This window comes from Phormidium sp. CCY1219, from assembly GCF_055795085.1.
Genome location: NZ_JAYFEQ010000208.1, coordinates 1 through 8,408 on the forward strand (window position 1 = coordinate 1; position 8,408 = coordinate 8,408).

Annotated in this window: 5 protein-coding genes; 3 read left to right on the plus strand and 2 right to left on the minus strand. The window is 53.9% G+C overall.

All coding sequences use genetic code 11. The annotated features are described in order from the left end of the window. On the minus strand, positions 1–696 hold a 696-nt coding region (locus AC0QH1_RS01490; protein ID WP_324628978.1), incomplete at its 3' end, for a hypothetical protein. A 783-nt stretch (positions 697–1,479) separates the two neighbouring features. Between AC0QH1_RS01490 and AC0QH1_RS01495 the strand changes: the two genes are divergently transcribed. From AC0QH1_RS01495 to AC0QH1_RS01505, 3 genes are read left to right on the plus strand one after another with little or no spacing between them, the layout of a single operon-like run. Continuing rightward, on the plus strand, positions 1,480–4,047 hold the full coding sequence (locus tag AC0QH1_RS01495) for a CHAT domain-containing protein (RefSeq protein WP_324628979.1): 2,568 nt from the start codon (positions 1,480–1,482) through the stop codon (positions 4,045–4,047). A 1-nt stretch (position 4,048) separates the two neighbouring features. Further along, complete coding sequence (locus AC0QH1_RS01500; RefSeq protein ID WP_324628980.1) at positions 4,049–4,342, plus strand: hypothetical protein; 294 nt, start codon at positions 4,049–4,051, stop codon at positions 4,340–4,342. Beyond that, positions 4,329–5,069: a DUF928 domain-containing protein gene (locus AC0QH1_RS01505; protein WP_324628981.1), complete on the plus strand. Its 741-nt coding sequence runs from the start codon at positions 4,329–4,331 to the stop codon at positions 5,067–5,069. The genes AC0QH1_RS01500 and AC0QH1_RS01505 overlap by 14 nt, the downstream gene beginning before the upstream one ends. 5 nt (positions 5,070–5,074) lie before the next feature. On the opposite strand, the gene AC0QH1_RS01510 is transcribed toward AC0QH1_RS01505, so the two are convergent. After that, complete coding sequence (locus AC0QH1_RS01510; protein ID WP_324628982.1) at positions 5,075–8,032, minus strand: filamentous hemagglutinin N-terminal domain-containing protein; 2,958 nt, start codon at positions 8,030–8,032, stop codon at positions 5,075–5,077. Positions 8,033–8,408: the final 376 nt, after the last annotated feature.

An 8,408-nucleotide genomic window follows, 5' to 3' on the forward strand; every position in this document is an offset into this window, starting at 1 on the left:
AGTCGGTGCCACCTCCGAGGGTTGTGCTTCGCCGTCCAATTCCTCAGTCGGTGCCACCTCCGAGGGTTGTGCTTCGCGGTTCAAGTCCTCGGTTGGTGCCACGGGTGCGGCGTCGGTGGGGGGTTGTTGTACCTCGCTTTCGGGAACGTCTGTATCTGTATTTGCAGGGGCAGTGGGAGCGGCGGGCGTCTCCGGTGGCGGTGCTTCTTGCGCCGGCGGAGGCGCTACGGGGGTTTCCGGTTGCGGTTGGGCGCGATCGCCGGCAGGTTGTTCCCGCACCGGCACCTCTCTTTCGATAATGGTTTCTCTTTCGATAATTTGCGGCTGAGTGGGTTCAGTTTGGGGCTGGGTGGGGGCGGGAACCGGGGTGACTCGATCTGTGCGATCGCCTAACCACTCCCATTGCGTCAGGATATAAAACGCAAATAACGTCACCCCAATCAGGGAACCGAGGATAATCCCCAGGAGCAAACCGCGCGATATATTGTCGCGATCGCCCGAGTCTACTTGTCGCGATCGCTGGGTTTCTCCTGCATCCAAATAACCATCGCGATCGATTCCCCTTTGGCGAACGTTTTCCCCGGTGTCGCTACTGGGTGCTTCCGCAGGCGGTATGCTCACTTGTGCGTTTCTTTGAAAGTCACTATTGACTTCTGGTGGCACTTGGCTCGTATTTTTTTGCTCGTTGGTTTTCATTTTTTGCCTTCCTTCTGATTGACAGTTTCTAGATTCGCCCTTTGATGGTCTGGATTTTTTCAACTTGCGAAAATCTCCGGAATTAAAGGAGATAAAAAGAGTGGTAAAATAAAAGCCATGCTGGATTGAATTGTGCATTCCGCGCGACGATTGCTCGACTTTTTCCCAATTGTTTTTTTTGGGAACAGCAAGCATTGTGCTTTCCGCTAAAGGGCAGGACTCGAATTTTAGGAGAATTAGAGCGGATTTTAATTCTTTGGCAATACCCAACAGCGGGTTTGGCGATTGCCCTTGGTGCGGGAATGGCAGGAGTCACCCTCGGGATCGTCCCCGTACAAATTCCTAATACCACTGTTTGTTTGAGTTTAGTTTACCAGAAAAACACACGGTTTTGTATCTTTCGTAAGAAATATTTTAGAAATTCCAGAGTTATAGCCCGCTTCCGGGGTTTACCCGACGGGCAATTCGCGCTCCGCTCCCACTGCCAGGGGGTTAAATTTTAAAAAATGTTAATTATGCATGAAGATTGATGCTTTGAGCTGATAAGCTAAAAGGTTAGGTTAATCACTTTGAGGCGGGGTGAAGCGGAAAAAGTTGAGCTTCAGGAGAATTCTGGAATAGGGAGAGGCGATCGCCATTTTGGCATAGCATGCGAAACCCGCCCCCACCCAGGCAAGTGCCGATTTTCGAGGTGCTAAGCAATTGGAGAACCACGGTGAAAATTCATTGAAAATCAACCGATCGCCATTCGTGCTGCGTTAAATTCCACAAAGGAAGAATGCAATGAGATTTTATCGCCATCTGGGATTAGCATTGTGGGGATTTTTACTGGTGGTGGCAATTTTCCCCTTGCCCCTCCATTCTAGCGGGGTTGCATTTTTGTCCGGGTTCCCACCCGCGATCGCCCAATCTCCGGCGCGGTTGTCCCTCCTCGATCGCGGGCAACAACTGTACGAAGCGCAGCAATTTGCCGCCGCCATTCAAGTGTGGCAACAAGCCGCCGCCGAATTCGCGCAAACCCGTCAAACCCGGCACTTGGCGCTTACCGAAAATTATCTGGCGATCGCCTATCAGCAATTAGGGCAATGGGATGCCGCCGAAACTGCACTCAACCGCGCATTAAACGCCAGCAAAACCCTGGGCGATACCGCGCTTGAGGCTCGAATTCTGAATGCAAAAGGCACGCTTTACTTCAAACGAGGCAACCCAGAAGCCGCCTTAGAAACCTGGCAGCAAGCCGAAGTTTTCTATCGCAACTCCAACGATACCGAAGGAATAATTACCGCTCAAATTAATCAAGCCCAAGCCTTGCAAAGCATGGGATTGTACCGCAGGGCGCGGATTCAGTTAGAACGACTCACCCAACAGCTTGCCTCCTTGCCCGATTCGGACTTAAAAGCAGCAGTATTGCGAAGTTTGGGAGGAGTGTTTCAAGTGGTGGGAGATTGGCCGCGATCGCACCAAGTTCTTTGCCAAAGTTTAGAAATTTCTCAACGGCTTAATTCTCCCGCAGATATCGCCGAAACCTTGATGAGATTGGGCAATACCGCCCGAGCCAGGAACGATGAAGCTGCCGCCATTCAATACTACAAACAAGCCAGGGAACAAGCAAATTTTCCCCTAACAAAAATTCAAGCGCAACTTAATCAATTGAGTCTCTATATTGCCAGCAATAGCCAATCCGAAGCCCTCGCCATTGTCAGAGAAATTCCCGAGAATTTTTCGGCTTTACCCCCCAGTCGAGCGGCGGTTTATGCCCGGGTAAATTTTGCCGATAGCGCGATGAAAATCAGCCAATGGGAAGGAGTAGAATCGCCTAGCAAAGCCGCGATCGCCGAACAGCTTGCCGCCGCAATTCACCAAGCCCAACAGTTAAACGATTCTCGGGCAACGGCTTATGCCTTAGCACAATTGGCGCATTTATACGAACAAAGCGAACGACTGTCCGACGCCGGGGAATTGATTCAACGGGCAATGGAGTTTCTCGCAGACAGACCAAATGCCGAGGGAGATTTATGGGCATTGTTGCAATGGCAATCGGGACGAATTCTCAACGCGCAAGGGAAGATTAATGAGGCGATCGCAGCTTATCAACAAGCCATCCAAACCCTGGAATCTTTGCGTCAGGATTTAGTCGCCGTTGATTCGGAAGTACGCTTTACCTTTCGGGATGAAATCGAACCGATTTATCGTCAGTTCGTGCAATTGCTCTTGCAAGATGTGGATAGCTTATCTCCCGCAACCCAACAACAACGACTCGAAGCTTCTCGAAAAGCGATCGAAGCGTTGCAATTGCGAGAATTAGAAAACTTTTTTCAAGAAGCCTGCGAAACCTATCAACCCAAACCCATCGAAGAGATCGATGCCCAAGCGGCGGTGATTTATCCCATCTTGCTCGACAATCGATTAGAAGTCATTCTCTCCATTTCCGGACAGCCGTTGCAACATTACGGCAGCGCCCTTTCTGATGCAGAACGGGGGCAATTTTTTCAAGACATCCGTCAGTATTTAAACCCGATTTTTCAACCCCAAGAAATCTTACCGACGGCGCAAAATTTGTACGAGCGCTTAGTGCGTCCCGCAGAACCGACTTTAGAATTGCACCCGATTGAAACCTTAGTCTTTGTTCTGGATGGATTTTTACGCAGTCTTCCCATGTCGGTATTGCACGATGGGAAACGGTTTTTAGTGGAAAAATACAACATTGCGTTAACCCCCGGGTTGCAACTGCTGGAATCTCGAGGATTATCCGAGTCGCGCCTGGATTTGCTGATGGGAGGATTAGCTGTAGCGCGGCAAGGATTTACGCCCTTACCGGGAGTAATTGGCGAAATCGAGCAAATCGAGCGATTGATTTCGACTCACATTCTTTTGAACGAAGAGTTTACCAAAAATCGGTTAGCAAATCAAGTGGAATCGCGACAGTTTGATGGAATTCATTTAGCCACCCACGGACAATTTAGTTCTAAAGCGGAGGAAACCTTTTTGTTAACCTGGGACGATCGCATTTATGTGAAAGATTTAGATAGTCTGCTGAAAAATCGACGCAATAGACAGGCGATCGAACTGTTGGTATTGAGCGCTTGTCAGACAGCGAAAGGGGACAACCGCGCCGCCTTGGGGTTAGCGGGGGTGGCGGTTCGTTCGGGGGCGCGCAGTACCTTGGCGACTCTGTGGTCCGTGCAGGATGATTCCACGGCGCAATTCATGGCACAATTTTATCGCCTGCTGCGCCAAGGAGTACCAAAAGCGCAAGCGCTGCGAGAGGGGCAATTGTGGTTGTTAAAGAATTCTAAATACCAGCATCCTTATTATTGGTCGCCATTTGTGTTGGTGGGGAATTGGCAGTGAAATGGATTACCTGGATCGGCGATCGCGATCGCGGGTGGAACCGATCCACTGCATCGCCAATCATCAAATTGTCTTGCACAATAGAGTAGAGAGGTCCTGGGGCGAGGGATCCGTCTCGGGAAAGGATTTCGGTTCTGCGGTTTCCCCGAGGGAGATTGCCAGGGTTGTGCGATCGCTGGCACCTCAAGTCATTCTCGGCGAGACTTCCAGCGATCGTGAAGACTCGCAAACCGCAGCATCGGAAAACAAACTCGATTACAGACTATCGGAGAAGGAAAACGATGCGTTGGTCTAATTGTTGCAAACTTTTAACCGTCGGGTTAGCGTTAGAATTGTTGTGCGTAAATCTGCCGGGGATATCTCGCAGCGCCACCCTAGCTGGGGAATCCCCCCTGACGAGACAACCGGTGGTGTTCGAGGAAAACTTTGAACCCCCCGGAGAGGGACACCCGGACGATACAGCGGGGGCGGGGTCGCGGGATGGAGTGCGATGTGCCGCCTCGGAACCGGCGATGCGGGCGATCGTGCCGCCGCGCAATTACGGATTGACCCTAGAAGAACATCCCCGGGTGTTTGTATATATACCAGAGACTACCGCACAACAAGTCTTGTTGGCCTTTAAAGATGAGTCCGGGGACTATTACCAGCGGGCATTGTTACCCATTGCAGAAACCGAAACCATTGTGAGTTTTCGATTGCCGGAAGACGCGCCCCCGTTAAGCGTCGGCAAAAATTATCAGTGGGTTTTGACCGTGATTTGCGGCACAACGCCGACCCCGGACGATCCGGTATTCAGCGGTTGGGTACAACGGGTAGAGCAAACGGCGGAGGTGGAAAAAGGGCTGGCGGGGAAACCCGCCGAGGAACAAGCCCAGTGGTATGGAGAACGGGGGTATTGGTACGATTTAGTGGCGAGTTTGGTACAAGCGCGGCAAACCCATCCTGAAGATGGCCGCATCAATGCCCAGTGGGAAAGCTTGTTAGAATTGGCCGGACTCTCGGCGATCGCCGATGAGCGTTGATAGGGTTAAAATTGCCGCCCCCGCTTGCAAGTGAGGCGATAGGGAAGCCCCGAGGCGGCTCTATGTGCGATTAACTCGATAGCGCCGCGATCGTTGACAATCCAACCGCGCGCCTCTACCGGGATTCGATAGCGGGTCCGATCGCTCTCCGGGAGCGGCACATGTGAGACGTCGGGTTCCTCCGGCAGAGGGCGCAAATCCTGGACGAGAACTTCCCCGCGCAGGATGCCGCGCGGATCTTCCGGCAATCCTCCGCGTCCCACCACCGCGAAGTGATTGCCCTCATCTGCCGCACATCCCGCCACCATCTCGCCCATCGGTTCCCAAACGCGATCGGGCAATAGTGCCAATGCTGCCTCGGGATTCACGTCTGGCGTATTGATTTCCACAATCCCGCTAAACGACGGACCGAGTTTGGAAGAGGCCATAATATCGCTTTCCGGCGTAGGAAAGGGGCGAAATTCTGCGCCCACAATGCCGCGCGCGTGAATGATTACCCGTCCGCCAAAGTTATCCAGGGCATTGGCGCTGATATCGCTATTTCCCAGGGCGGTGAGAATATCGGTATTGAGGGTAATGTTACCCCCCGTGGCGTTGCCTCGGGCGTTCGTGGTAATGCGCGATCGCTCCTGCAATTGAATGTCCGGACTGACCACAACAATATTGGCTTGCGTGCCCTCGATGCTTTCGGCGCTCAGACTGCTATTGTATAAGCGCACGGCATCGGCACGCACCCGCAAGTTACCCGCCACCCCTTGGTTCTGACTGCTCACCGACAGTTGCGCCCCCTGCTGCAAACTCAGGGTTCCGGTTTCCACCGTCAGCGAGTTCACGTCGCCCAATCCGGGAGAACTGGCAAAAATCCCGCTGGGATAGCGTTTGCCCGATTCATCGCGCACCAACTCCGAGTCGATATCCGCCTCGAGGGTTTCCCGCACCGGAAGAAAGCCGATCGCTTCAATCGCCTCCCTCGCCCGGACGAATACGCTTCCCCCGGAACTTTCTCCCAATGTTGCTGCCGAAATTTGAGCGCCATCGCGCAGGATTAACCGGGACGTGTCCACCACTATATCTCCTCCTTGGCCGACCGATCCTCGATCCGTCTGCGCCACGAAGCGACTGGGAAATCCCTCGGGAGAGAGGCCGCTGAGTTCCACTCGTTCCTCGGCGCGGATAGTGAGATTGCCGCTGTTCCCGATGCCTTCGGTGCCTACATTAATTCTCGCCCCGTCGCGCAGGATCGACCGCCCGGTTTCGATGGTAATGTTACCGCCGTCTCCCCTGCCGCCCTCTTGGACGGCGGTAGTGAGTTGAGAGGGGGGTTTACCCGGTTCTTGCCCGATCGCGGCAACTTCTTCGGTGGCGCGAATTACGATATTGCCGCCTTTTCCCTCACTGAATAAATCTGCCGCGATAATCCCACTCTGGCGCAGGGTGAGGCGTCGGGTATCGATAGTGATGTTGCCGCCATTGCCTCGGCTGGCTCTGGGATCGACGGTGGCCAAAATGCCGCCGAGTTTGTTGAAGTGATTGCCCCGATCGCTGACTTCGATGGTATCGGCGGCGATCGCAATATCTCCCGCATCTCCACTGCCGGCAGCTAGGGTGGAAATCACTGCCCCGCCATTCACGGTTAGGGTGTGGGTGGCGATCGCGAGCTGACCGCCACTTCCCGCACTGATGGTCTCGCTGCTGACTCTCACTCTGCCGTTGAGGGTTATCTCCGGTGCCTCTAGGGTTAATCTCCCCGCATTTCCCGTGGCCTCCTCTCGGGAAATGGTGCTAACGCCTGTGTTAAAGCGGTTTGGCCGATTTTCTGCTGGGGGCTCCCCTTCTCCCCCCGGTGGCGGCACCGACTCCTCTCGGGGGAAGGGTTGGGTGGAAGCAAAATCTACTTTTTGTGAGGCATTCAGAATGAGGTTGCCGGCATTCCCCTCACTAAGCGTCTCGCTTACTACCACGGAATCGCGCAGGATAACGGTTCCGGCGTCGATGATAATGTTGCCTCCCCTGCCTCGGGAGTTCGGTTTCAGGGTGGTCATAATTCGGCTGTTTCCACTCGCTCTTATCGTATCTGTGGCGCTGATGTAAATATCTCCCCCCACTGCCTCTGCCGTACCCAATCCTTCCTCGATTCCCGCTGACAAATCGCTAGCGGTCATGGCGAGATTTTGAGTATAAATTGCCAGGTTGCCGCCGCCTTCACCCACGATACTGGCCCTCGAGTCGGACAGGCGCACATCGGCGCGATCGCTTGCGGGCAACTCCCGGGTGTCTCCCGTGAGGGCAATTTCTCCCACGTCGGACAAGCCGGCGATCGCGATTTCTCCCCCCGGCGCGCGCAGGGTGGCACCGGTGAGGCGCACTTCCCCCCCCAGTAAGCCCAGGGTTTGTCCCGGTTTTACCGCTAGATCCGAGTGTTGCACGGCGATCGACCCGGGCGCAGACCCATATTGCAACCCGATGGGAACATTCACAGACAGCAAGGGGGCGCTGTCTGTGGGGCTGCTGCGGTAAAGCGCGCCATCGGGAAAGGCGATCGCCTCCGCACTCGAAGCAAAAAACGACCCGCCCACATCCAGACGCGCATTCGGTCCGAAAACCACCCCGTTGGGATTGATTAAAAACAGATTGGCACCCCCTTTTACCCCCAAGGTGCCGAAAATCCGGGACGCATTGCTCCCCGTCACCCGCGTTAAAATATGGCCAATCCCATTTGGGTTGGCGAAAAAAACTTGTTGTGTATCGCCGATATTAAATTCTTGGAAACTGTGGAATAAATTACTGCCCCGTCTCGCTCCCCCTTCGATGAGAAATTGTTGCCCGGGTTGTGGCACGATCGCAGAGGATTCCGTTCCCAAGCTGTTGTCGGGAATCAGTTGCGCCCTCGTGCCCACAGGAACCGCGATCGCCGCGATCGCGCTCCACCCCAAAACGGTCGCTAAATGGCGGTAGTAAGACATGGCCTTGTCCTAATCTGCGATCGATTTCATCATATCGCAATCCGCCATCCTATTGTCATCTTTCTCCCTTCACAATCCCCGTCGGCTTCCTGAATCAATTCCTCCCATCGGAGGGTATTCCCTCCCTCCTAAAGACTCCGCCTCCCCCCAATTAACTCAGCCAAATCATTTGCACCCTTGCTGACCCCTTTTCCCCAATCTATCCCCCAATCCACTGGGTTTAAGGACAGGGCACTGCCCTGTCCTTACAGGTAAAAACGATACCACTGGAGGATTGACAGGCGCTTTGCCGGAAAAAAGGCAGGATTAATTGTCCATCTGCGCCTGCAATTCCCGGACTTGTTCTAAAGACAATCCGGTAAATCCAGCCACTCGC

Bases quoted from the DNA above. Each gene is read 5' to 3' on its own strand.
- AC0QH1_RS01495 (WP_324628979.1), top strand. From the start codon at position 1,480: ATGAGATTTTATCGCCATCTGGGATTAGCATTGTGGGGATTTTTACTG.
- AC0QH1_RS01500 (WP_324628980.1), top strand. From the start codon at position 4,049: ATGGATTACCTGGATCGGCGATCGCGATCGCGGGTGGAACCGATCCAC.
- AC0QH1_RS01505 (WP_324628981.1), top strand. From the start codon at position 4,329: ATGCGTTGGTCTAATTGTTGCAAACTTTTAACCGTCGGGTTAGCGTTA.
- AC0QH1_RS01510 (WP_324628982.1), bottom strand. From the start codon at position 8,032: ATGTCTTACTACCGCCATTTAGCGACCGTTTTGGGGTGGAGCGCGATC.